Below are 23324 nucleotides of genomic sequence, written 5' to 3' on the forward strand. Positions count from 1 at the left end.
ATAGGCCGGATTCAATTTTTTCGAGGAAGGTACACCACACATGGGGCGAGGCCGCGACAATCGCGAGTACGGAGCTGACGCGTCAGCCGGGACCGGTCCGGTGTCCCGCCACGCTGATGCCACCGCCGTCGGCGTTGCCCGGCATCTCGGATCCCGGAGCCGGATGCCGGCCTGGCTGAAGGTGACCACTGCGGTGGTCACCATCCTGGTTGTCGGCGGTCTTGGCTTCGCAGGCTACTGGTATTTGCGGTTTCAGTCGAACATCACCACGGCACCGCTGAACGCCGGTGGCGCGGCGAACCCATCGGACGACAAATCGGGCCGGATGCAGATCCTGATCCTTGGCTCTGATACCAGGGACGGCGCAAACGCGGAGTACGGCGCTGTGGAGGACTCAATAGGTTACGGCAAATCCGACGTCATGATGCTGATGGACGTATCGGCGGACAACAAGCGCGTCAGCGTCATCAGCTTCCCCCGGGACCTGCTGGTCGATATTCCGGAGTGCACCGACCAGAAGACCAAGCGGACGTATCCTGCCCGCAGCGGTGTCATGATCAACGAGGCCATGAATGAAGCCGGCATCGGCTGCGCCGTAGACACTGTCAACAAGCTGACTGGCATGGAGATCGATCACTTCATGATGGCGGACTTCACCGCAGTGAAGGAACTCTCCAACACGGTGGGCGGCGTTGACGTGTGCATCAGTGACGCGGTCTATGATCCTGACTCCCGGCTGCGCCTGCCGAAGGGCACGTCCGCCGTTCAGGGCGAAATGGCTCTTGCCTTCCTGCGGACCCGTCATGCCTTTGCTGACGGTGGAGACCTGGGCCGGATCAGGGCACAGCAGGGATTCCTGTCCTCCCTCACGCGTAAGATCAAGGACGACGGCACACTGTCTGACCCCTCTAAGATGCTGACCATTGCCGATGTTGTGACCAAGAACCTCACGGTGGATGAGGGGCTGGCCTCCGTGCCGTCGCTCGTGAGTATCGGTAGCCGGCTCAAGGACATCGATATCAGCAAGGTGGCGTTTGTGGCCGTGCCCACCACGCCGGCAGTCACGGACATCAACCGCCTGCAGATTGCCGAGCCCGCAGGGTCCCAGCTCTTTGCGGCCCTCCGCGAGGACGTGGACCTCACGGATCCGACAGCACCCACCACGCCGTCCCCGGCGCCGACGGAAACAACAGCCACCCCAACAGAAACAGCCCCGGCGGTGCCGCGGTATGACAAGGCGCTGCAACCAGTCACCGTGGCCAACGGCAGCGGCGTCCCGGGACGCGCCCAGGAAATCGTGCAGGCGTTGATCACCGGTGGCTTCACCCAATCCGGGCCGTTTGAAGCCTCGGCGGTGGCGCAGAGCGTTGTCTACTACGGTACGGAATTCGCCGACGTCGCAACTGACGTGGCTGCGCTGCTGGGGATCCCGGCCGCGCAGGTCCAGCTGGCACCTCGCGTCGCGGGAGTCCAGGTCTACCTTGGAACTGACTTCACCACCGGGGCATCCTACGGAGCCGGTGCGGGTGCCGCCCTGCCCGAGGACATCGTCAACCAGACGGCCGGCGATACCGTGTGCCAGCAGGCCAACCCTGTGCTGATCGTCCAGGACTGACAGCCGCACCACAGAAGACAGCACCACAGAAGACAGCACCTCAGTCGACACACAAGAGGCGGGGCCAGACGGCCCCGCCTCTTGTGTGTCCTGGAGGGTGACTACCAGATGCTGACGCGAGCGTCCTGCGGCATCCACATGCCATCCTGGTCGGTCACGCCAAAGGCCTGGTGGAAGGCGTCCAGGTTCTTGGCGATGGCGTTGGTCCTGAATTCGTTGGGGGAGTGGGGATCCGTGGCGAGCCTCCTGATGGCCTCTTCGGACCGGATCACCTGCCGCCAGCCGGCTGCCCAGGACGCGAAGAACCGCTGCTGCCCCGTCAGTCCGTCCAGAACTTCCGGTTCCTTGCCGTCAAGGCTGAGCAGGTAAGCCTTGTAGGCGATGGTCAGGCCACCAAGGTCGCCGATGTTCTCCCCGAGCGTCAGCTTGCCGTTGACATTGTGCCCCGGCGCCGCATACGGGGACAACTCGTCGTACTGTGCCACCAGCTTGGCTGTGAGTTTCTCAAAGGCCGTCCGGTCATCCTCGGTCCACCAGTTCCGCAGCGCGCCGCCGCCGTCGAACTGCGACCCCTGGTCATCAAAACCGTGGCCGATCTCGTGGCCAATCACCGCTCCGATGCCACCGTAGTTAACGGCGTCGTCGGCGTCGGCTGTGAAGAACGGTGGCTGCAGGATAGCGGCCGGGAAGACGATCTCGTTCAGCATCGGATGGTAGTACGCGTTGACCGTCTGCGGTGTCATAAGCCACTTGTTGAGGTCCACCGGTTTGCCCACCTCATCCAGGTGGCGGTCGACGTCAGCATTGTGGGCCCGCTCAACGTTCCCCAGAAGGTCCAGCGGGTCGATTTCCACAGCGGAGTAATCGATCCACTTGTCGGGGTAGCCGATCTTGGCGCGGAAGGCCTCCAGTTTCCGCAGCGCCTCGGCCTTTGTTTCCTCACCCATCCAGGCAAGGCTGGTGATGGACTGCCTGTATGCCTCGATCAGGTTGGCCACCAGGGTCTGCATGCGGGCTTTGTGGGTTTCGGGGAAGTGCTTCGAGACGTAAATCTGCCCAACGGCCTCACCGAGTGCAGCTTCGACGACGGCGACGGCCCGCTTCCAGCGGTCCTTGTTCCGGGGCGTGCCGCTGATGGTTGTTCCGTAGAAGGCAAAATTGGCATCCACGAACTCGGAGGACAGGTACGGCGCGGCGCCGTTGACGACCCGCAGGGCCAGCCACTCCTGCCACACGGAGAGCGGCTCGGACTCCAGCAGGCCGGCGGCCCCACTGAAGAAGTCCGGTGTGCTTACTACGATCTCGTTGCGCTTGTCGGCGTCGATCCCGGCAGCTTCGAACCAGGTGTTAAGGAGCGGGAACAGGGTGGCCGCTTCCTCAGCGGACTTGAGGTTATAGGTCTTCCGCGGGTCGCGCAGGGTGACGTTGTCCCAGTGGTGGGATGCGAGGCTGGTTTCGAGGGCAACGACGCGTGCGGCCGCAGGCTCCGGATCGGCCACTCCGGCCAGGGTGAACATGGTCCTGACATGCTCGCCATAGGCCTTGACCATGGGGGCGAACTTCTCTTCCCGGTAGTAGGACTCGTCCGGCAGTCCCAGGCCACCCTGGCCGGTGTAGAGCAGGATGCGGTCCGGGTTGCCAGCGTCCGGAGCCGGGTAGATGTAGAAGAGCCCGGACACGTCTGACCGGAACAGCCGCCCGGCCAGGGCCACGAGATCAGCAACCGTGGTAGTGGCAAAAACCTCGGCAAGCCGCCCGCGGATGGGCTCCATGCCTTTGGCCTCCACAGTGGCTTCGTCCATGAAGCTGTTGTAGAGCTCGCCCACCTTACGTTCTATCCCGCTGGCGGCTTCACCCTTGGCGGCTGCTTCCTCGATGATGTCCCGGACCGCGATCTCCGCTCCGTCGCGCAGCGCGGTGAAGGTTCCCTCGAGTGGCCGGTCATCCGGAATTTCGGTGGCCTTGAGCCAGGACCCGTTCACGTGCTGGTACAGGTCATCCTGCGGCCTGACGGTGTGGTCAATGTTGGACAGATCGATCCCCGAGATGGGCACAGATGCTCCTTCGTGTGACGTGCCGCGGCCGGCGCTGGCACCGGCGCGGCGTCTGCATGTTGGACGATAAGGACGGTGGTGCCCTCTCATCTTACGCACGCGTGCTACCCTCAAATGGTGCGCGCAGAGCTCCTTCTTCTTAGCTGCCGCGGCGAGGCCTCAGACGCGATTTAGCGCAAGGCCCACCCTCGTCGCGGAGTTTGTGTTGCCCGGCCACCTTTCAGATAAGAACCATAGAAAAGGCCCCGATAGTAATGCGAAACGCACAGAAGCCCTCTGGAATGCCAGCCCACCGCTACCGTCCTTTCCAGGATCAGATCACCGTTGAACTGCCTGACCGCACGTGGCCGGACAAGGTCACCACCAAAGCCCCGCGCTGGTGCGCTGTGGACCTGCGTGACGGCAACCAGGCGCTGATCGACCCGATGAGCCCGGCCCGCAAGATGAAGATGTTCGATCTGCTGGTCCGCATGGGTTACAAGGAAATTGAAGTCGGCTTCCCTTCTGCTTCGCAGACCGATTTCGACTTCGTCCGCCAGCTCATCGTCGGCAACCACATCCCGGACGACGTCACCATCCAGGTCCTCACCCAGGCCCGCGAGCACCTGATCGAGCGGACGTACGAGTCCCTGGTCGGCGCCAAGCAGGCGATTGTCCACCTGTACAACTCAACGTCCGTCCTGCAGCGCCGCGTGGTGTTCAACCAGGACCAGGACGGCATTCTGGACATCGCGCTCCAGGGCGCCCGGCTGTGCAAGAAGTACGAGGAAACCCTCGTTGACACGCACATCACCTATGAATACTCGCCGGAGTCGTTCACCGGAACCGAACTGGACTACGCCGTCCGGGTCTGCAACGCCATCGCCGACGTGTTCGAAGCATCCGCCGACAGCCAGGTCATCATCAACCTGCCCGCCACCGTGGAAATGGCCACTCCGAACGTGTACGCCGATTCCATTGAGTGGATGAGCCGGTACCTGCACCCGCGTGAAGGCATCATCCTGTCCCTGCACCCGCACAATGACCGGGGCACCGGCGTGGCCGCCGCCGAGCTGGGGTACCTGGCCGGCGCGGACCGGATTGAGGGCTGCCTGTTCGGCAACGGCGAGCGGACCGGCAACGTGGACCTCGTCACCCTGGGCCTGAACATGTTCGTCCAGGGCATCGATCCCATGATCGACTTCTCCGACATCGATGAGATCCGGCGCACCGTGGAGTACTGCAACCAGCTCCCCGTCGCCGAGCGTTCCCCCTACGGCGGCGACCTCGTCTTCACCGCTTTCTCCGGCTCGCACCAGGACGCCATCAAGAAGGGCTTCGAGGCGCTGGAGAAAGATGCTGCCGCCGCCGGCAAGGACGTCGCGGACTTCACCTGGCAGGTCCCGTACCTGCCCGTTGACCCCAAGGACCTGGGCCGCAGCTACGAGGCCGTCATCCGCGTCAACTCGCAGTCCGGCAAGGGTGGCGTGGCCTACCTGCTCAAGAACGAACACAGCCTTGACCTGCCCCGCCGTGCCCAGATGGAATTCTCCGGCGTGATCCAGAAGAAGACCGATACCGTGGGCGGCGAGGTCAGCGGCGCCCAGTTGTGGCAGCACTTCCAGGACGAGTACCTGCCCTCCAGCGAAACGGACGGCCAGTGGGGCCGTTACTCGCTCGGTTCCGTCAGCACCGAAACCGATGACGACGGCGGGATGTCCCTGCACGCCTCGCTCACCGTTGACGGTGTCCAGGCCCGGCGCACGGGCACCGGAAACGGGCCCATCGCCGCGCTGTTGAGCATCCTGCGCGAGGACGGCGTGGATGTCCGGGTGCTGGACTACAGCGAGCATGCCCTTTCGGAAGGCGGCAGCGCGATGGCCGCAGCCTACGTCGAGTGTGCCGTAGGGGAGCGCGTCCTGTGGGGCGTCGGTATTGATGCCAACACCAGCATGTCCTCGCTCAAGGCCGTCATTTCCGCAGTCAATCGTGCCATCCGGGATTCCCGCGCCTGATTCGGAACATGTTGCGCGCCGGGGTTCCCGGCGCGCAACGCACCGGCATTGCCGGCTTTCCGGAACTCAGTGCGAAGATTAACCGTGGTCCAACAATCCTTTGCTGCCCGGTCCTACCGGGATGACGCCGTGGTGCTCCGTACCCACAAGCTCGGCGAGGCGGACCGCATCATCACCCTGCTGACCAAGCACCACGGCCAGATCCGCGCCGTCGCCAAGGGAGTGCGGCGGACCAGCAGCAAGTTTGGAGCGCGGCTGGAGCCGTTTATGGTTGCAGACCTGCAGTTGGTCTCAGGAAAGACACTTGACATCGTCACCCAGGCTGTTGCCAAGGGCGCCTACGGCAGCAACATCGCCGCAGACTATGGCCGCTACACCGTTGCCGCTGCCATGACCGAAACTGCGGAAAAACTGACCGACGTCGACGGCGAAGCCGGCACCGCCCAGTACAACCTGCTGGTGGGCGCGCTGGCCTCGCTGAGCCGGGCCGAACACGCGCCCGGACTGATCCTCGATTCATATCTCCTGAGGGCCCTCGCCACCGGCGGCTGGGCGCCGAGTTTTACCAACTGCGCCCGCTGCGGCCGGCCCGGCCCCCATACGGCGTTTTCGGCTCCGCTTGGCGGCATGGTCTGCGCTGACTGCAGGCCACCCGGTTCGCCTGCGCCGGCGGCGGAGACCGTCGTTCTTCTGGGCGCCCTGCTGACCGGGGACTGGACGACGGCGGATGGCTCGGACGTGCCGCACCGACGGGAAGCCGCGGGGCTGGTGGCCGTATACCTGCAATGGCACCTTGAACGTGTCCTGAAATCCCTCAAACATGTGGAGCGTGGCTGACTAGTGGCCTTGGGAAAAAAGAAGAGTCCTTCGCGGCAGCGGAGCGCCCCCGTGGTGGCACCGTATCCGCACCCGTCCGGCGCGGTTGCCCCGGCGATCCCCGCAGAATTCGTCCCCCGCCATGTCGCTATTGTGATGGACGGCAACGGCCGTTGGGCCAACCAGCGGGGCTTGCCGCGGATCGAGGGTCACAAAGCCGGCGAGCCCGCCCTGCTGGATGTGGTGGCGGGCGCAATCGAACTGGGCATCGAATATGTGAGCGTCTATGCGTTTTCCACCGAAAACTGGCGCCGCTCACCCGAAGAAGTCCGTTTCCTGATGGGTTTTAACAAGGATGTGCTACGAAGGCAGCGCAATCAGCTGGACGACTGGGGTGTTCGCGTGCGGTGGTCCGGCCGGCGTCCCAGGCTGTGGGGCTCGGTGATCCGCGAACTGGAAGAGGCTGAGGAATTTACCGCGGGCAACAGCACCTGCACGTTGAACATGTGTGTTAATTACGGCGGCCGGGCGGAAATCACGGACGCCGTATCGGCTATCGCCGCCGAGGTTGCCGCAGGCCGGCTCAAGCCCGGTGCCATCACGGAGAAAACCATCCAGAAGTTCCTGGACGAACCAGACCTGCCGGACGTGGACCTGTTCCTGCGGAGCTCGGGGGAGCAGCGGCTCTCCAACTTCCTACTCTGGCAGTCGGCGTACGCTGAGTTCGTCTTTATGGACACGCTGTGGCCCGACGTCGACCGGCGGACCCTGTGGGACGCCGTCGAAATCTACGCCCAGCGGGACCGGCGCTACGGCGGCGCCGTCGACGCCGCGCCGGGTTCGGCCGTACCGTAACCCCGGAGCCAGCGGGCGAGCCGCGCATAGGCGTCTGCCCGCACTTTGGCAGGGGAGAGGAAGACGTCGTGGAGCGCGCCGTCGATCCGTTCCACCGTGACGCTGCGCCCCAGTGTCAGGGCGCGGAGGGCGATGATGTTGACGTCCAGTACCGCGTCGGTGCGCCGCATTTCCTCGGACCAGAACGGCCCGGTGGCGCTTCCACGGGACAGCAGCACCAGGATGGGTATGTCAATGTCCAGGCCACGGGCCACCTTGGTGTGGCCGGCCAGGATGGCGCTGAGCCAGCCCGCGCGGAGCGGAAATGCCATGGGCGGACGGAACCTGTCGTCAAGCGGCCACTCGCCGTCGGCTGAACTGCTGATGGTCCGCCAATAAAACCCCCGCTCCGGCAGCCGCAGGACAGCCTCCGGCCGGAACCGCGCCACGGGTCCCACCATCGTGGACGCAGCACGGCGCACCAGCGAGCTGCCGTGCATCTCCAGCCAGGGACTATTCAATACCAGCTGGGCGGCTGCTCCGGGGTGGTTGCTGACCCAGAGGGCGGCCACCAGGCCGCCGGTGGAGTGGCCCATCAGCGTGAGGGAGGCCTTGGCTTCCAGTTCCGGCGTGTGCGTGTCGGCCCGGATGATGGCGATGGCCGCTTCGATCTCGGCGTCATAGTCCGCCAGGTTTGCCACGTAGCCGCCCGGCGTTTCCGGGCGCAGGCTGCGGCCGTGGTTGTGCATGTCCAGGGCGTAGAACTCGTAGCCCCGGCCCGTCCAGAACCGGGCGAGGTCCACATTGAAGAAGTAGTCGCTCCAACCATGGAGGAACAGTACGGTCCGTCGCCGGCCGGTGGCCGCCAGTTCGTTCGCCGGACGGAAGCGCACCAGCGTGGCGGTGCGCTTCACGCCGTCGTCGCCCGCGGCCTCGAATGTGCAGGCTTCGAAGCCAGCACCGAGGATATCTGGCTGCCACCTCATGGCTTTATGCTAGCCGGGGTCGCGTGTATGGCGGCCCGGTTTGGTCTGGACCGTCCGAGACGGAAAACTAGAACCATGCGCGTATATCCGACATTCTTCAGGCTGGCCTTTTCGTGGATGGACGCGGAACGCGCCCACAAGATCGGATTCAAGGGAATCAAGCTTGCCCATGCTTCCGGCGCAGGACGGCTGCTGCACCGGTTCACAGCGCCCGCGGCCTCACTGCAGACTTCTGCATTTGGGCTGACCTTCCCGTCCCCGTTCGGTCTCGCAGCCGGGTTCGACAAGGAGGGATTCGGCATCGAGGCCCTCACCGAACTTGGCTTTGGCCATGTCGAAGTAGGGACCATCACCGGGCAGGCGCAGCCGGGCAACGAGAAGCCGCGCCTTTTCAGGCTGATCGAGGACCGGGCTGTCATTAACCGGATGGGGTTCAACAACGATGGCGCGGCCGCCGTCGAACCGCGCCTCAAAGCGGCACGCGCCGCCCTGCAGCGCAGGTACCCCAACGTGCGCCCCGTGATCGGGGTGAACATCGGCAAGAGCAAGGTGGTGGAACTCGACGACGCCGTGGCCGATTACCTGATCAGCGCCCGGAGCCTGGCGCCGGCCGCGGACTACCTGGTGGTCAATGTCAGCTCACCCAACACGCCCGGGCTGCGCCTTCTCCAGGATGTCCAGACACTCCGCCCGCTGCTGACCGCGGTGGGGGACGAGGCGGACAAGGCGGCAGGCCGGCACGTCCCGCTGCTGGTCAAGATCGCACCGGACCTCAGCGATGAGGACATCGACGACGTCGCTCAGCTGGCCCTGGACCTTAAGCTGGACGGCATTATCGCCACCAACACCACGATCGGGCGTGAGGGGCTGGCGTCGCCGGCTGCGAAAGTGGTCGAATGCGGCGCCGGGGGCCTGTCCGGGGCACCGCTGAAGCAGCGTTCCTTGGAAGTCCTTCGCCGGCTCAAGGAGGCCACCGGGGGCGCGATCACGCTGGTGGCCGTCGGCGGCGTCGAGACGGCGAAAGACGTCCAGGACCGTCTGGATGCCGGTGCCACGCTGGTCCAGGGCTACACTGCCTTCCTGTACGAGGGGCCGTTCTGGGCGTCCCGGATCAACCGCGACCTGGCGAAAGCCCGACGCAACAGCTGATTACGCAACAAAACCCCGGCAGTCTGCCGGGGTTTTGCTGGCTTAGAAGGACTGCGCTGCCGGCGTTTGGTCCGGCGTGCGTATCAGGACGGGTATTGCCCGCGCTTCACAAGCGGCTTGGGTAGGCGCAGTTTGCGGAACTGCAGGGACCGCATGGAGCCGTACCAGACCGTGCCACGCTCAACCTCGCCGAACTTCTCGGTCAGCTTCTTGCGGAGCTGCCGGGACAGAATGAACACATCCACAAAGACGGCCAGGAACATCACCCAGAAACCGCCCAGGACATAAACCATCTGCCCGCTGGAAGCCGGAACGATCAGGGAAATGATGACAAATACCAGGGCGCCGAACATCAGGTATTCGCCCAGGCTGAAGCGCGCATCCACGTAGTCGCGGGCATAACGCTTCTGCGGACCCTTGTCGCGCAGGGGCAGGAACTTCTCATCACCTGTATCGAGCGCCTGGCGCATTTTGGTCCGCTGGTCCTGGATGGCCTGGCGCTCAGCGGCCTTGGACGCCTTGCGGTCCTCCGGCACCAGGGGCCGTTTGCGGGCGGCCTCCTGGGCTTTGCGCTTGGGCGTGGGCGCACCCTTGCCCAACGCGGCATCCTGCCGGGCTGCCGCTTCAGCGGCCTGCTGGTCTATTGATTGCTGCGCCGTTGGCGCTTCCTTTTTACGTCCGAACACGTGAACAGAATACCTTGCGGCCCAAGGAGATTCGGCGCGGGTATTGTGTTCGCCATGACTCCCACTCCAGCAGCCAACCCGTCCGACGCCAACACCCCCGGCTCCGGTCACCCTGCACCGGCCATCGACGCGGACGGACTCAGGCTCTCCGTCGCAGGTTCCTTCGATAGCACCCTCGACCGGCTCAAGGAACTTGTGGCCATTCCCGGCATCGCCTGGCCGAGTTTCGATCCTGCCCCCTTGGAAGCCAGCGCGCAGGCCGTTGCGGAACTGTTGCGCACCGCCGGAGTCGAGGATGTCCAGGTCCTGCGCAGTAACAAGGACGACGGCACCCCCGGCGGCCCAGCCGTCGTCGCACGCCGGCAGGCAGCCGAAGGAAAGCCGACCATCCTGCTGTACGCCCACCACGACGTCCAGCCGCCCGGGGACCCGGCGCTGTGGGAAACCGAGCCTTTCGCCGCCGTCGAACGGGATGGCAGGCTGTACGGCCGTGGGGCTGCTGACGACAAGGCGGGGATCATGGCCCATGTTGCCGCCTATGCTGCAGCGACCGAAGTTCTGGGCACGCAATTCGGCCTTGGTGTGACGTTCTTTTTCGAAGGGGAAGAGGAAGCTGGTTCTCCCACCTTCCGTTCGTTCCTGGAAACGCACCGGGAACTGCTGCGGGCAGATGTGATCGTGGTGGCCGACTCCAGCAACTGGAAGGTGGGCATTCCCGCCCTGACCACCAGCCTGCGCGGCCTTGTGGACGGAACCATCGAAGTTCAGGTGCTGGAGCATGCTGTCCACTCGGGCATGTTCGGTGGACCCGTGCTGGACGCACCAACCCTGCTGTCCCGTTTGATTGCCACCCTGCACGACGCCGACGGCAACGTGGCCGTCGACGGCCTGGTCTCGAATGATAACGTCGGAGTGGAGCTCACCGAAGCGGAGTACCGTGCTGATTCCTCCGTTCTCGACGGCGTCCGGCTCGCCGGCACGGGAAGCATCGCCGCACGGCTGTGGACCAAGCCCGCGCTGTCCATCATCGGCTTCGATGCTCCCGCCGTGGACGTGGCCTCGAACACGCTCCTGCCGCGGGCGCGTGCCAAGTTCAGCCTGCGGCTCGCACCGGGCCAGGATCCGGCGGCAGCGATGGAAGCCGTTCAACGGCACGTCCAGGCCAACGCGCCCTTTGGGGCGAAGGTGGTGTTCACTCCCGGGGAAAGCGGAAAGTCGTTCCTCGCTGATACATCCTCCAAGGCGGCGAAGTTCGCCATGTGGGCGCTGGGGGAGGCCTGGGGTGTTCCGGCGGTGGAGATGGGGATCGGCGGGTCGATTCCGTTTATTGCGGACCTGATGGACGTTTATCCGGACGTCCAGATCCTCGTGACCGGTGTTGAGGATCCCGATTCCCGGGCCCACAGTGCCAACGAGTCCCTTCACATTGGTGATTTCAAGAACGCCGTGGTGGCCGAGGCGCTGCTGCTCGCCCGGCTGAACGCAGAAGGCCTGGCCTGAATCCCCATGCCCCTCTGATACCGGTATTCCTCCACCGTTGGGAACAATCAGCGGACAGGCTTGGTTACGTCAGGAGTTAGAGCTACAGGGCTGACCGAAGTAGCATGTAGCTATAGCCCGTACCGTATCCGTAGGGGCAGGCACCGCTGAGGCGGGGCCGCCAGGACCGTCCTAAGGTAGGCCAAATGAGCACCGCAACCAACGAGAACATCACCGAGACCACCAGCGCTGCCAGCGATGAACTGGCCGCACACGAGGTCAAACTGACCGACGTCGCAGCCGGTAAGGTGCGCAGCCTCCTGGAGCAGGAAGGCCGGACCGATCTCCGCCTCCGCGTTGCCGTCCAGCCCGGCGGCTGCTCCGGCCTCATCTACCAGCTGTACTTCGACGAGCGCCTCCTCGATGGAGATGCCGTCCGCGACTATGACGGCGTCGAAGTTGTTGTGGACAAGATGAGCGTGCCGTACCTCAGCGGAGCCAGCATCGACTTCGAGGACACCATCTCCAAGCAGGGCTTCACCATCGACAACCCCAACGCCGGTGGCTCCTGCGCCTGTGGTGATTCGTTCCACTGACCCGGTTCTTTCGCCCGATGCCGGCGCCTGCTCTCCGTCCGCCAAAAACGGCACGGAGGCACGGCGCCGACATGTGGGCGAAACGCCCGGCAGAGCGGTAAGCTCTACACCGAGTAGTAAAACTTTTAGTGTGCCCGGACGGCCCCTTGGGTGGCCGGGCAACAGCAACAAGTAGGAAGGGCCGTCTGTGAGTTCGCAGAACCGAACCGGCAGCCGACGCAAAACGATCACTACGATCTCAGGCTTGGCAGTTGCCGGCGCGTTGGTTTTGACTGGATGTTCGCCAGAGGTAGAGAAGGGGTGGCTGCCCACCGAGCGTGGCACCACCAATCACACTGACCGGATCATGGACCTCTGGGTCAACTCATGGATTGCAGCCCTCGTTGTGGGCATCATCACGTGGGGTTTGATCGTTTGGTGCCTTGTCGCCTACCGCCGCCGCAAGGGCACCACGGGTTTCCCGCGGCAGACCAGCTTTAATCTCCCGCTGGAGGTCTTCTACCTGACCATCCCGCTGTTCATGGTCCTGGTGTTCTTCTACTTCACCGACCGCGACCAGCAGGCCATCGATGACCGCTCCAAGCCGGCCGACGTCGTTGTTGACGTCCGCGGCAAGCAGTGGGCCTGGGACTTCAACTACAAGTCCGGCGACGTCGTTACCGAGGACGTCCACGAAGCAGGAGTCCAGGCACACCTGACGGGCAACACCATCAATAAGGAAGCGCTTCCGACGCTCTACCTGCCGGTTGGAAAGTCAGTTGACCTCGAACTGAACTCCCGCGATGTCATCCACTCTTTCTGGGTTCCGGCCTTCCTGCAGAAGCGCGACATGATCCCCGGCAAGACCAACTACATCAGGTTCACCCCCACTAAAGAGGGAACCTACGACGGCAAGTGCGCCGAGCTCTGTGGTGAGTACCACTCCGAAATGCTGTTCCGCGTCAAGGTTGTCTCTGAAGCCGAATTCCAGGCTCACATGGACAAGCTCAAGGCAGATGGCAACACGGGACTTCGCGGCGAAGAGTATGACCGCAACCCGAACCTGAACGAAATTAAGTAAGGGGAGCGACGTGGCTACTTATACCCAGACCGCACCTGCCGGAACCCTTGAGGCTCCCGTAGTTCCTAAGTCCAAGGGACGCATCGTCGTCAACTGGATCACCTCCACCGACCACAAGACCATCGGGTACATGTACCTGATCGCGTCGTTTGTGTTCTTCTGCCTCGGTGGCGTCATGGCTCTGCTCATCAGGGCTGAACTGTTCGAACCAGGCATGCAGATCCTGCAGACCAAAGAGCAGTACAACCAGCTCTTCACGATGCACGGCACCGTCATGCTGCTGATGTTCGCGACGCCTCTGTTTGCCGGTTTCACCAACGTCATCATGCCGCTGCAGATCGGCGCTCCCGACGTCGCGTTCCCGCGGCTGAACGCACTGGCCTTCTGGTTCTTCCTCTTCGGCTCCACTATCGCGGTGTCCGGCTTCATCACCCCGCAGGGTGCGGCGTCGTTCGGCTGGTTCGCTTACGCGCCGCTGTCCAACACCACGTTCAGCCCCGGCATCGGCGGTGACCTGTGGGTCTTCGGACTGGCGCTGTCAGGCTTCGGCACCATCCTTGGTGCGGTCAACTTCATCACCACCATCATCTGCATGCGCGCTCCGGGCATGACCATGTGGCGGATGCCCATCTTCACCTGGAACGCCCTGGTGACGTCCATCCTCGTGCTGATGGCCTTCCCGCCGCTGGCTGCCGCACTGTTCGCGCTCGGTGCCGACCGCCGCTTCGGTGCCCACATCTTTGATCCGGAGAATGGCGGCGCGGTTCTGTGGCAGCACCTGTTCTGGTTCTTCGGCCACCCCGAGGTGTACATCATCGCGCTGCCGTTCTTCGGCATTGTGTCCGAGATCTTCCCGGTCTTCAGCCGTAAACCGATCTTCGGCTACAAGGGCCTGGTCTACGCGACCATCGCCATTGCAGCACTGTCCGTAACCGTGTGGGCGCACCACATGTACGTGACCGGTTCGGTGCTGCTGCCGTTCTTCGCCTTCATGACCATGCTGATCGCAGTGCCTACCGGCGTGAAGTTCTTCAACTGGATCGGCACGATGTGGCGGGGGTCCCTGACGTTCGAGACTCCGATGCTGTGGAGCCTCGGCTTCCTCATCACGTTCCTGTTCGGTGGCCTGACCGGGATCATCCTGGCTTCGCCGCCGTTGGACTTCCACGTGTCTGACTCCTACTTTGTGGTGGCGCACTTCCACTACGTGGTGTTCGGCACTGTGGTGTTCGCGATGTTCGCAGGCTTCTACTTCTGGTGGCCAAAATTCACCGGCAAAATGCTCAACGAGCGCCTCGGAAAGATCCACTTCTGGCTGCTGTTCCTCGGCTTCCACGGCACCTTCCTCATCCAGCACTGGCTGGGCGTTGAAGGCATGCCCCGCCGTTACGCCGATTACCTGGTGGAGGACAACTTCACCTGGATGAACCAGTTCTCCACCATCTCCTCGTTTGTGCTCGGTGCATCCCTGATTCCGTTCTTCTGGAACGTCTACATCACTTGGCGCAGCTCAGAGCGCGTTGAGGTGGACGATCCCTGGGGCTTCGGCGCCTCGCTTGAGTGGGCTACCTCCTGCCCGCCGCCGCGGCACAACTTCACCTCGCTGCCCCGGATCCGTTCAGAGCGTCCCGCCTTGGACCTCCACCACCCCGAGCTCTCGCAGGTACATACCGTTGAATCGCCTGCAGCCGCAGCAGCGGTGCTCGGTAACGCCGACCAGAAGGACACCGCCAAGTGAAAATCGAATCATGGATATTTGGAGCCGGAGTCTTCTTCTTCGTACCGGTTTCCCTGGTCTACGGTTTCCTGACCAACTGGCATGAGTGGGTCGGAACCCTCGGGATCCTCCTGGTGGGCGGACTCTCCGGAATGATCGGCGGCTACCTTGGCTTCACCGGCAAGCGCATCGGGATGCGTCCCGAGGACCGCAACGATGCCGAGATCCACGAGGGCGCCGGCGAACAGGGGCACTTCAGCCCCTGGAGCTGGTGGCCGCTGGTTCTGGGCCTCGCCTGTGCGGGCGGATTCCTGGGCCTCGCAGTGGGTTGGTGGATCCTGTTCATTGCAGCCGGCCTCGCAGTCGTAGCCCTCGTGGGTTGGGTCTTCGAGTACAGCCGTGGGGACCACGCCCACTAGAAGCCACTGAGCTTCAGCAAAGAATTGCACATTACGACGTCGGGCCCCACCAGAAGGTGGGGCCCGACGTCGTTCTTGTCCGTTCGATTTCGCACGGGGAGTTGTGGGGCAATGCCCTCTGGGAGGGGCTAGCTGGCTCCCTGTGACTCCAGGAGCTTTGCCAGCATCCGCAGGGCCGCCTCGGCGTCGCTGTGGCTGACAGGGCCGTTGAGGGCGCCCTCGGGGACTGAAAGCTCTACTTCGCAGCCGAAGGGGAAATCGGCGGTCATGACTTCCAGCAGGGAGCGGGCGTCGACACCCTGGATGCCGGCCTTGCGGATGCTGACTGGAAGTCCCGTTGCGGTCACTGCCCTGACGAACATCGCGGCGGGACGGGCATGCAAGCCGACTGACGCTGACACAACGGCCTTATGCACTGGCAAGGGGTCTCCCATTTCCTGACGGCCCCCAAAGCCGTGATCGCTAAATTTCCTGTCCAATATATCCGGCCGGATGGCTGCGCGACCAAACGGGGGGAGCAAGGGCGGTCCGTTGCTGGAACTGGTCTAGTCCAGCGACGCTGTTTGCCTTAAGCTTGGACAGTGAAAACTGACGCAAGGACGTACCTCCGTGGCTGCTAATGCCCGCGGCGTTGCCGGTGAAATTGACCGCAGCAACGGGACTGCCATCTACATCCAGCTCAGGGAGATCCTCCGGGCCTACATCAGCGATTCCTGTCCGCCTGGATCTGCCCTGCCCTCGGAACGGGACCTTGCCTTGCGGTTCGGCTTGGCCCGGATGACAGTCCGGCAGGCCATCGATGCCCTGGTGGGCGAGGAAGTCCTCGAACGGGTTGTCGGCCTCGGCACATTCGTGCGGAAGCCCAAACTCGACCTTCAGGTGAAACTCACCTCGTACAGCGAAGAGATGCAACGCCGCGGCATGATCCCCGCCGCCAAGGTCCTGAGCTTTGAACAGATCGGTGCCAGTGCCTTCCTGGCCCGTGAACTGCAGGTGGAGGAGGGGACGCCACTGGTGCGTTTCCGTCGGCTGCTGCTGGCGGACGGTGAGCCGATGAGCGTGGACGAGAATTTCATCCCGGCGCAGCGCGTCCCGGGTCTTCTGGACGGCGAGCCCCCAACATCGCTCTACAACGTGCTGAGTGAGCAGTTCGGCCTCGTGATGGAGTGGGGGGAGGACATGATCGAGGCGACGGCCGCTTCCCCCTCTACCGCGCGCCTGCTCAACGTCGACGTCGGCGCCCCCTTGCTCAAAATCCAGAGGCACGCCTTTGTTGCCAGGGCGATGGTGGACTACTCGGTTTCGTATTACCGGGCCGACCGCTACAAACTATGGGTACCGCTCCAGCGGCCGGGTGCGAGGCCTGCCCGGAACCAATCGCTCGGCTACCGCAACCACTAGTAACGGGGCCAAAAGCCGGCAACAGCGGCGGCTGCCGTTAACGGGAAAGGCCCGGTCCAAATGGACCGGGCCTTTCCCGTTGGAGCATAGCTAGTGTGAATCAGTGGCTGAGGCTCTTGCTTTCCTCGCCGGCCTCTACTGCAGGGGCGTGGTGGCCGTGTGCGGCCTCCAGCTCTGCAGGCGTGGCCGGTGCAACTCGGTCCTCGAAGAACCACTTGGACAGGAAAGCACGCTGCTTTTCCTTGCGCGTCACAATGCCGTGGTCGTTGGGGACCGCTGGCAGCGGCGAGGGGGATTCGAATCCGACGAGCGTGTAGCGCTTGTACTCATCCAGCGGTGCGTGCACTTCGATGAATTCGCCATGCGGAAGGCGGACAATGCGTCCGGTCTCACGGCCATGGAGTGCGATTTCGCGGTCCTTGCGCTGGAGCGCGAGGGCTACCCGCTTGGCAACCATAAACGCGATGACCGGGCCGATGAAGAACAAGGCGCGGAGCCAGTACGTCACATCGTTCAGGGACACGTGGAAGTGTGTGGCGATGAGGTCCGAACCAGCGGCTGCCCACATCACGCAGTACCAGACGAAGCCGGCGACGCCGATGGCGGTGCGGGTGGGGGCGTTCCGCGGACGGTCCAGGACGTGGTGTTCGCGGGTGTCCTTGGTGATCCAGCTTTCGATCCACGGGTACATGAACATCACCGTGAACAGAATGCCTGCGGGCACCAGGGCGGGCAGCAGAACGTTCAGCGTCAGGGTGTATCCGAAGACCACGTACTCGAACTGGAAGTCACCGATGACACCGGGCATAAGCCTCAGGGCGCCGTCAACAAATCCGATGTACCAGTCAGGCTGGGTACCGGCCGACACTGGTGAGGGGTCGTATGGGCCGTAGTTCCAGATCGGGTTGATCGTGAAGAAGGCCGCCATCAGGGCAATCACACCGAAGACGATGAAGAAGAAGCCGCCTGCCTTGGCTGCGTACACGGGGCCTAGCGGGTAGCCAACAACGTTGCCGTCGTTGCGGCCCGGGCCGGGGTACTGCGTGTGCTTGTGCACAACCACCATAAAGAGGTGCAGAACGATCATCAAAAGGATGAGCGCGGGTACGAGCAGGATGTGCAGCATATAAAGGCGGCCGATCACAGCCGTTCCCGGGAACTCTCCGCCGAAGAAGAAGAAGGAAATGTATGTTCCGACAACCGGGATTGCCTTCATAACGCCGTCGATGATTCGCAGGCCGTTGCCGGAGAGCAGGTCATCGGGGAGGGAGTAGCCAGTGAAGCCGGCTGCCATGGCGAGGATCAGAAGGACGCTGCCGACAACCCAGTTCATTTCACGCGGTTTGCGGAAGGCGCCCGTGAAGAAAACGCGCAGCATGTGCACGGCGATCGAGGCGACGAAGAGCAGTGCTGCCCAGTGGTGTACCTGGCGCATGAACAGGCCGCCACGGATGTCGAAGGAAATGTCCAGCGAGGAGCTGTACGCCACGGACATTTCGACATTCTTCAACGGCAGGTATGAACCGTCGTAGTGGGTCTCAGCCATGGACGGATCAAAGAAGAACGTCAGGAAGGTGCCCGAGAGGAGCAGGATGACGAAAGAGTAGAGGGCGACTTCACCGAACATGAATGACCAGTGATCGGGGAATACCTTGCGTCCGAATTCGCGCAGGATTCCTGATCCGCCAACTCGGGCGTCAACAAAATCAGTGATGCGTCCGGCTTTAGTCTTGGCGACGAAGGCGGGGGCTTCAGCTCTTGATGCTGCGCTCATGCTCATCACGCTCCCAGTAACTCGGTCCTACAGGTTCATTGAAGTCGCTGGTTGCGACCAGGTAACCCTCGGCGTCCACTGCAATCGGCAGTTGGGGGAGGGGCCGGCTGGCCGGGCCAAAGATCACTTTGCACTCGTTCGTGAGGTCAAAAGTGGACTGGTGGCACGGGCACAGCAGGTGGTGCGTCTGCTGCTCGTACAGAGCAACGGGGCAACCGACGTGGGTGCAGATCTTGGAGTAGGCAACGATTCCGTTGTAGCTCCAGTCTTCGCGGCCCTCTGAGGGGTTCAGCGAGGCCGGATCCAGGCGCATGAGCAGGACAACTGCCTTGGCCTTTTCGTTGAGCTTGCCTTCATGCAGTTCGTTCAGGCCCTCGGGAATCACGTGGAAAGCCGAGCCGATGGTGACGTCAGAGGCCTTGATAGGCGTGCCGTCGGGGTCGCGTGTGAGGCGCTTTAGCTTGCCTTCCTGCGGTGCCCACATGGTGTGGGACAGCGCCCGGTCGGGGCGGGGGCCAAGGTCACCGAAAACCGCAATCGCGGGAAGCGGGGCCAGGGCCATAGCACCAAGCAGCGTGTTGCGGATGAGCGGGCGGCGCTTAATGCCGGTCTCTTCCACGATGTCATCCACGATCCGCACTGCCGCCAGGCGGTCTTCTTCGGTGCGGATGGGATGGCGTTCTTCGGAGACTTCATGGTCCGGCATCAGGGCTTTGGCCCAGTGCACAATACCGGTGCCGATGCCAAGCATCGCAAACGCGGTGCCCAGGCCCAGCAGGGCGTTCTGCAGCCGGATGGTAGCGATGCTTGTGCCCTCGCCCAAGTCGATGGCGAAGTACGCCACCAGGAAGATCAGGGTGCCGACAACTGACGCGCCGAAAAGTACGGCGACCTGCCGTTCTGCACGCTTTGCGGCCTTCGGGTCCGTGTCGGCCAGGCGCAAACGGTGCGGGGGAATTCCAGGATCCTGGAACTTCTCCACCTCATTCTGACCAGCCGTAGCTACGGTGCCCGAGTGGTTCGGACTGCCGTCACTATGGTTGCCCATAATTCGCCTCATCCTTCTCTCGTCCCGGCGTCTGCCGGGTTAGTTTTCAATTTCAGACTGCTGACTGGGCAGCAGAAGTTCTTAAGTTTCCCGTTGCGCCTAAGACGTACGGGAAGTAAGCCAGATGGTGAACGCGATGATGACACCCAGGCCTGCAACCCAGACGAAGAGTCCTTCAGCGACCGGGCCCAATGCGCCGAGGTCAGCGCCACCGGGGGAGCCGTTGGCCTCGATCTGCTTCAGGAACGTGACGATGTCTCGCTTGCCCTCGGGGGTGACGTTTGCATCACTGAAGACGGGCATGTTCTGCGGTCCGGTGACCATCGCTTCGTAGATGTGCTTGCCGGATACATCGGCAAGGGCGGGAGCGAACTTGCCGCGGGTGAGTGCACCGCCGGCTGCTGCTGCGTTGTGGCACATCGCGCAGTTCACGCGGAAGAGCTCGCCACCCTTGGCGGCGTCGCCCTGCTCATCAAGCAGGTGTTCTTCAGGAATTGCAGGGCCGGCGCCCAGGGAAGCTACGTAGGCTGAAAGCTGGTGGGTCTGGGCCTCGTTGAACTGGGCCGGCTTTTTGTACGCCTGGGGACCGTTCATCTGCATGGGCATCCGGCCGGTACCGACCTGGAAATCAACGGACGCGGCACCGACGCCAACCAGCGAGGGGCCATCCTGGCTGCCGCTCGCGCCCATGCCGTGGCAGGTGGCGCAGTTAGCTTCAAAGAGCTTTTCGCCCTCGGCGGTGTCATTGGCGCTGAAGCTGGTGGTGGATGCCTTGGCCTCGTTGACGGTGGTGGCCACGGCGTACAGCCCACCAGTGACGAGGAGTCCCATCAGTAGCAGCGCGATTACTGCGAGTGGGTGACGCCGCTTTTGCGAGAGAGCCTTCACGTGGTGGTTCCTTTATTCGATCGTGCGCCGGCTCCGTGAGCCGCTTTTTGAAATTCTGCCTCTTGTAGAAAAGGAATCAAAGCTTGACTACTTCAGTACGTAGATGACCAGGAAGAGGCCGATCCAGACAACGTCCACAAAGTGCCAGTAGTAAGACGTGACGATCGCGGAGGTTGCTTCGAAGTGGCCGAACTTCTTTGCTGCGAACGAGCGTCCGATGATGAAGAGGAAGGCTATGAGGCCGCCGATGACGTGCAGGCCGTGGAAGCCGGTGGTCATGTAGAACGCTGAGCCGTAGGCATTGGATGAGAGCGATACGTGCTCTGAAACAAGCATCGCGTATTCAGTTGCCTGGCCGGCGACGAAGAACGCACCCATGATGAAGGTCAGCGTGAACCATTCGTTCATGCCCCAGCGGGAGAACTGGAACGGGCCGCCTGTTTTGCGAGGCTGCAGCCGTTCGGCGGCGAAGACGCCCATCTGGCAAGTAAAGGAACTGGCCACGAGGACGATCGTGTTGACGAGCGCAAAGGGGAAGTTGAGCTTGGCTGTCTCTTCCGCCCACATCTGTCCGCTCGTGGAGCGCAGCGTGAAGTACATGGCAAAGAGACCGGCGAAGAACATCAACTCACTGGACAGCCAGACTACGGTTCCGACAGAAACCATATTGGGGCGGTTCAGCGTGGGGTGCGCCGGGGTACTGGGGGCATGGGTCGCAGATGTCACATAGACATTATGTCTATAAAAGTCCGTAGTTCCCAACGCGAACCGCCTTTTCGGGGGACTTTTTCTACAAAGACGCGAAATCACTGCGAAAACTTCCCGGCGGTGTTCACATTGGTCAGGTCCGAGGTGGCTCGATAGCATCAGAAGGTGACTTCTCAGGCAACCGCGCCGGCGGACAGCAACACTTGGCCGCGGCTCATATCGGCTCTTATCAACGGTACTGACCTCACAGCGGGCAACACCGCTTGGGCGATGGACAGAATCATGTCAGGAGAGGCGACCCCTTCGCAGATTGCCGGATTCCTGGTTGCCCTCAGCGCCAAGGGTGAAACTGTCGACGAAATCTCGGGCCTGGTCGACACGATGCTGCGCCATGCAACACCGATCGAGATCCCCGGTGAGAAGCTGGACATCGTTGGTACCGGCGGTGACCAGCTCAATACCGTCAACATTTCCACCATGTCTGCCCTCGTCGCTGCTGGCGCTGGAGCGAAGGTCGTAAAGCACGGTAACCGTGCAGCGTCTTCGTCCTCCGGATCTGCCGACGTGCTTGAAGCGCTGGGGGTCAGGCTCGACCTCCCGGTGGCTCAGGTGGCACGCAACGCGGGTGAGGCTGGAATCACTTTCTGCTTCGCGCAGGTATTCCACCCGTCTTTCCGTCACACCGCCGTGCCCCGCCGGGAGCTCGCCATCCCCACCGCTTTTAATTTCCTGGGGCCGCTGACCAACCCTGCCCGGGTACAGGCCTCGGCCGTGGGAGTGGCGAATGCCCGGATGGCTCCGCTGGTTGCAGGCGTTCTGGCGAAGCGGGGCAGCCGCGGCCTGGTTTTCCGTGGCAATGACGGGCTGGACGAACTGACTACGACGGGTCCTTCAACCGTTTGGGAAATCCGTGAGGGCGCGGTCGCTGAACTGAATTTCGAACCGGCCGGGCTGGGCATCCGTCCCGCGACTGTGGAGGAACTCCGCGGCGGGGACGCCCAGGCGAATGCCGCCGTCGTCCGTGATGTCCTTGCCGGCAAGACCGGCGCAGCACGGGATGCCGTGCTGCTTAACGCGGCCGCTGGACTGGTGGCTTTGGATGTATCGTCCGAGGGCCCGTTCCTGGAGCGTATGCGTTCGGCGCTTGCCCGGGCCGCGGAGTCGATTGATACCGGTGCCGCGGCTGCGGTCCTCGATAAGTGGGTTTCACTGACGCGGCCCTGACCCGTGTACACAGAAAGACGCGGGCCCGGCTGTGAAACCGGGCCCGCGTCTTTTCCGGGGAAGTGGTCCTACTGTTCGAAGCCGAGCGCGAATGCCGCGTCGAGATCGTGCTGGGAGTAGGCACGGAACGCAATGTGTGTGGTCGTGTGAACCACCGCGGCTACCTTTGACAGCTTGTCGGCAATCACGTCAGCCAGGTCCTCGTGCCGGGCGACGCGGGCAACAGCGATGAGGTCCCATTCGCCTGTGACGGAATAGACCTCGCTGATGCCCGGGATCGCGGAAATTTCCTCGGCGGTTTCCGGGATGCGGGCGGCGTCGGTCTTGATCAGAACGAATGCGGTGATCACTGTTCAATCCTTCCGGATCTGTTGGCCGTAGCTGTGCCCGGCAAGACTCTGTGGTGATGCCAGCCTATTACATGGGAGGTGTTCATCAGGCGTGGCGCGGGCGCGTGGCCGGCAGCGTGGTCACGACTTTCGAAGCCTGCGTACCAGTGCAAGAAGTGCCCGGTAGCCCACCAGAAACAGCCCCAGGCTCAAGAGCGCAACAACCACGAAGGCCAGTACTACGCTTTGTCCCGTCAGCGCCCTTAGGATCATGCCGCCGGCCACGGCGCCAAGCCAGACCACGGCGCCGGTTGCCATGGACAGGGGACGCTGCCAGGCCCGCCCCGCAAGCCAGGCGATGGCGGCCGCAGCCAGGAACGGCCATGCGGTGAGAAACACGCCGGTGACGATGTCGCCGCGCTGGTGGGCATCCCTGCCGATCGCTGCGAAAACGAGGATGAGGACGGCGTCGGACAGTGCGGCGGCGGTGATGGCGCGCCCGCCGCCGGTTAAAGATTGGTGCTGGGTCCAGGTCATGGCTTCGAGC

At 63.1% G+C, this 23324-nt stretch carries 22 protein-coding genes; 12 read left to right on the forward strand and 10 right to left on the reverse strand.

Annotated features, from left to right (window positions below; translation table 11 throughout):
• The first annotated feature begins 40 nt into the window (after nucleotides 1-40).
• Nucleotides 41-1615, forward strand: coding sequence for an LCP family protein (locus NG696_RS10535; RefSeq protein ID WP_252575359.1), 1575 nt, complete (start codon nucleotides 41-43; stop codon nucleotides 1613-1615).
• Nucleotides 1616-1716: 101 nt separating this feature from the next.
• On the opposite strand, the gene NG696_RS10540 is transcribed toward NG696_RS10535, so the two are convergent.
• Nucleotides 1717-3669, reverse strand: a complete 1953-nt coding sequence (locus tag NG696_RS10540) for a M13 family metallopeptidase (RefSeq protein WP_252565448.1) — start codon at nucleotides 3667-3669, stop codon at nucleotides 1717-1719.
• Between the two features lie 254 nt (nucleotides 3670-3923).
• On the opposite strand from NG696_RS10540, the gene leuA reads away from it, so the two are divergent.
• The 3 genes from leuA to NG696_RS10555 all read left to right on the forward strand — a co-directional run bounded on the left by leuA (nucleotide 3924) and on the right by NG696_RS10555 (nucleotide 7334).
• Nucleotides 3924-5663, forward strand: coding sequence for a 2-isopropylmalate synthase (leuA, locus tag NG696_RS10545; protein ID WP_252565446.1), 1740 nt, complete (start codon nucleotides 3924-3926; stop codon nucleotides 5661-5663).
• An 84-nt stretch (nucleotides 5664-5747) separates the two neighbouring features.
• Nucleotides 5748-6500, forward strand: a complete 753-nt coding sequence (gene recO, locus NG696_RS10550; RefSeq protein WP_252565444.1) for a DNA repair protein RecO — start codon at nucleotides 5748-5750, stop codon at nucleotides 6498-6500.
• A gap of 3 nt (nucleotides 6501-6503) precedes the next feature.
• On the forward strand, nucleotides 6504-7334 hold the full coding sequence (locus NG696_RS10555; RefSeq protein WP_252565442.1) for an isoprenyl transferase: 831 nt from the start codon (nucleotides 6504-6506) through the stop codon (nucleotides 7332-7334).
• Here the strand turns inward: NG696_RS10555 and NG696_RS10560 are convergent.
• On the reverse strand, nucleotides 7289-8299 hold the full coding sequence (locus NG696_RS10560) for an alpha/beta hydrolase (protein ID WP_252575360.1): 1011 nt from the start codon (nucleotides 8297-8299) through the stop codon (nucleotides 7289-7291). The genes NG696_RS10555 and NG696_RS10560 overlap by 46 nt on opposite strands.
• Nucleotides 8300-8374: 75 nt before the next feature.
• Here NG696_RS10560 and NG696_RS10565 point away from each other — a divergent pair, with 75 nt between their 5' ends.
• Nucleotides 8375-9448 (forward strand): quinone-dependent dihydroorotate dehydrogenase, encoded by a 1074-nt coding sequence (locus NG696_RS10565; RefSeq protein WP_252575361.1) that lies wholly within the window; start codon nucleotides 8375-8377, stop codon nucleotides 9446-9448.
• An 83-nt stretch (nucleotides 9449-9531) separates the two neighbouring features.
• Here the strand turns inward: NG696_RS10565 and NG696_RS10570 are convergent, their stop codons facing one another.
• On the reverse strand, nucleotides 9532-10134 hold the full coding sequence (locus NG696_RS10570; RefSeq protein ID WP_252565435.1) for a DUF3043 domain-containing protein: 603 nt from the start codon (nucleotides 10132-10134) through the stop codon (nucleotides 9532-9534).
• 54 nt (nucleotides 10135-10188) lie between these two features.
• Here NG696_RS10570 and NG696_RS10575 point away from each other — a divergent pair, with 54 nt between their 5' ends.
• The 5 genes from NG696_RS10575 (at nucleotide 10189) to NG696_RS10595 (ending at nucleotide 15405) form a co-directional block, all read left to right on the forward strand.
• A complete protein-coding gene (locus NG696_RS10575) occupies nucleotides 10189-11634 on the forward strand; it encodes a dipeptidase (protein ID WP_252575362.1) in 1446 nt (481 codons plus the stop codon).
• 185 nt (nucleotides 11635-11819) lie between these two features.
• Nucleotides 11820-12209 carry a HesB/IscA family protein gene (locus tag NG696_RS10580; protein ID WP_056340087.1) on the forward strand — a complete coding sequence of 130 codons (390 nt, stop codon included), beginning with the start codon at nucleotides 11820-11822 and terminating at the stop codon, nucleotides 12207-12209.
• A gap of 187 nt (nucleotides 12210-12396) precedes the next feature.
• Complete coding sequence (ctaC, locus tag NG696_RS10585) at nucleotides 12397-13269, forward strand: aa3-type cytochrome oxidase subunit II (RefSeq protein ID WP_252565432.1); 873 nt, start codon at nucleotides 12397-12399, stop codon at nucleotides 13267-13269.
• Between the two features lie 10 nt (nucleotides 13270-13279).
• Nucleotides 13280-15007 carry an aa3-type cytochrome oxidase subunit I gene (gene ctaD, locus NG696_RS10590; protein WP_252575363.1) on the forward strand — a complete coding sequence of 576 codons (1728 nt, stop codon included), beginning with the start codon at nucleotides 13280-13282 and terminating at the stop codon, nucleotides 15005-15007.
• A complete protein-coding gene (locus NG696_RS10595; RefSeq protein ID WP_058932436.1) occupies nucleotides 15004-15405 on the forward strand; it encodes a cytochrome c oxidase subunit 4 in 402 nt (133 codons plus the stop codon). Before ctaD ends, NG696_RS10595 begins: the two co-directional genes overlap by 4 nt.
• Nucleotides 15406-15533: 128 nt before the next feature.
• Here the strand turns inward: NG696_RS10595 and NG696_RS10600 are convergent, their stop codons facing one another.
• Nucleotides 15534-15827, reverse strand: coding sequence for an HPr family phosphocarrier protein (locus NG696_RS10600; RefSeq protein ID WP_252565428.1), 294 nt, complete (start codon nucleotides 15825-15827; stop codon nucleotides 15534-15536).
• A gap of 187 nt (nucleotides 15828-16014) precedes the next feature.
• Here NG696_RS10600 and NG696_RS10605 point away from each other — a divergent pair, with 187 nt between their 5' ends.
• The gene (locus NG696_RS10605) at nucleotides 16015-16806 is read left to right on the forward strand and encodes a GntR family transcriptional regulator (protein WP_252565427.1); all 792 of its coding nucleotides are present in this window, start codon (nucleotides 16015-16017) and stop codon (nucleotides 16804-16806) included.
• 100 nt (nucleotides 16807-16906) lie between these two features.
• Here the strand turns inward: NG696_RS10605 and qcrB are convergent, their stop codons facing one another.
• The 4 genes from qcrB to ctaE form a co-directional block, all read right to left on the reverse strand.
• Nucleotides 16907-18580, reverse strand: coding sequence for a cytochrome bc1 complex cytochrome b subunit (qcrB, locus tag NG696_RS10610; RefSeq protein ID WP_252575364.1), 1674 nt, complete (start codon nucleotides 18578-18580; stop codon nucleotides 16907-16909).
• Nucleotides 18558-19628 (reverse strand): cytochrome bc1 complex Rieske iron-sulfur subunit, encoded by a 1071-nt coding sequence (gene qcrA / locus NG696_RS10615; RefSeq protein WP_252565423.1) that lies wholly within the window; start codon nucleotides 19626-19628, stop codon nucleotides 18558-18560. Before qcrA ends, qcrB begins: the two co-directional genes overlap by 23 nt.
• Before the next feature lie 99 nt (nucleotides 19629-19727).
• Entirely contained in the window at nucleotides 19728-20516 is a 789-nt protein-coding gene (gene qcrC / locus NG696_RS10620) for a cytochrome bc1 complex diheme cytochrome c subunit (RefSeq protein ID WP_252565421.1), read from the reverse strand.
• A gap of 87 nt (nucleotides 20517-20603) precedes the next feature.
• Complete coding sequence (ctaE, locus tag NG696_RS10625) at nucleotides 20604-21242, reverse strand: aa3-type cytochrome oxidase subunit III (protein WP_205630599.1); 639 nt, start codon at nucleotides 21240-21242, stop codon at nucleotides 20604-20606.
• Nucleotides 21243-21389: 147 nt separating this feature from the next.
• Between ctaE and trpD the strand changes: the two genes are divergently transcribed.
• The gene (gene trpD / locus NG696_RS10630; RefSeq protein ID WP_252565419.1) at nucleotides 21390-22448 is read left to right on the forward strand and encodes an anthranilate phosphoribosyltransferase; all 1059 of its coding nucleotides are present in this window, start codon (nucleotides 21390-21392) and stop codon (nucleotides 22446-22448) included.
• A 68-nt stretch (nucleotides 22449-22516) separates the two neighbouring features.
• Here trpD and NG696_RS10635 read toward each other — a convergent pair whose 3' ends face one another.
• The gene (locus NG696_RS10635) at nucleotides 22517-22798 is read right to left on the reverse strand and encodes an Lrp/AsnC family transcriptional regulator (RefSeq protein WP_252565417.1); all 282 of its coding nucleotides are present in this window, start codon (nucleotides 22796-22798) and stop codon (nucleotides 22517-22519) included.
• A gap of 120 nt (nucleotides 22799-22918) precedes the next feature.
• Complete coding sequence (locus NG696_RS10640) at nucleotides 22919-23314, reverse strand: DUF3054 domain-containing protein (RefSeq protein WP_252565415.1); 396 nt, start codon at nucleotides 23312-23314, stop codon at nucleotides 22919-22921.
• Between the last annotated feature and the right edge of the window lie 10 nt (nucleotides 23315-23324).

It is taken from the genome of Pseudarthrobacter cellobiosi (assembly GCF_023913755.1).
Classification (GTDB): domain Bacteria; phylum Actinomycetota; class Actinomycetes; order Actinomycetales; family Micrococcaceae; genus Arthrobacter; species Arthrobacter cellobiosi.

Coding starts and splice junctions, on each gene's coding strand:
- leuA (WP_252565446.1), top strand. CDS start 3,924: ATGCGAAACGCACAGAAGCCCTCTGGAATGCCAGCCCACCGCTACCGT.
- qcrA (WP_252565423.1), bottom strand. CDS start 19,628: ATGGGCAACCATAGTGACGGCAGTCCGAACCACTCGGGCACCGTAGCT.
- NG696_RS10580 (WP_056340087.1), top strand. CDS start 11,820: ATGAGCACCGCAACCAACGAGAACATCACCGAGACCACCAGCGCTGCC.
- NG696_RS10575 (WP_252575362.1), top strand. CDS start 10,189: ATGACTCCCACTCCAGCAGCCAACCCGTCCGACGCCAACACCCCCGGC.
- NG696_RS10640 (WP_252565415.1), bottom strand. CDS start 23,314: ATGACCTGGACCCAGCACCAATCTTTAACCGGCGGCGGGCGCGCCATC.
- NG696_RS10535 (WP_252575359.1), top strand. CDS start 41: ATGGGGCGAGGCCGCGACAATCGCGAGTACGGAGCTGACGCGTCAGCC.
- qcrB (WP_252575364.1), bottom strand. CDS start 18,580: ATGAGCGCAGCATCAAGAGCTGAAGCCCCCGCCTTCGTCGCCAAGACT.
- NG696_RS10560 (WP_252575360.1), bottom strand. CDS start 8,299: ATGAGGTGGCAGCCAGATATCCTCGGTGCTGGCTTCGAAGCCTGCACA.
- NG696_RS10565 (WP_252575361.1), top strand. CDS start 8,375: ATGCGCGTATATCCGACATTCTTCAGGCTGGCCTTTTCGTGGATGGAC.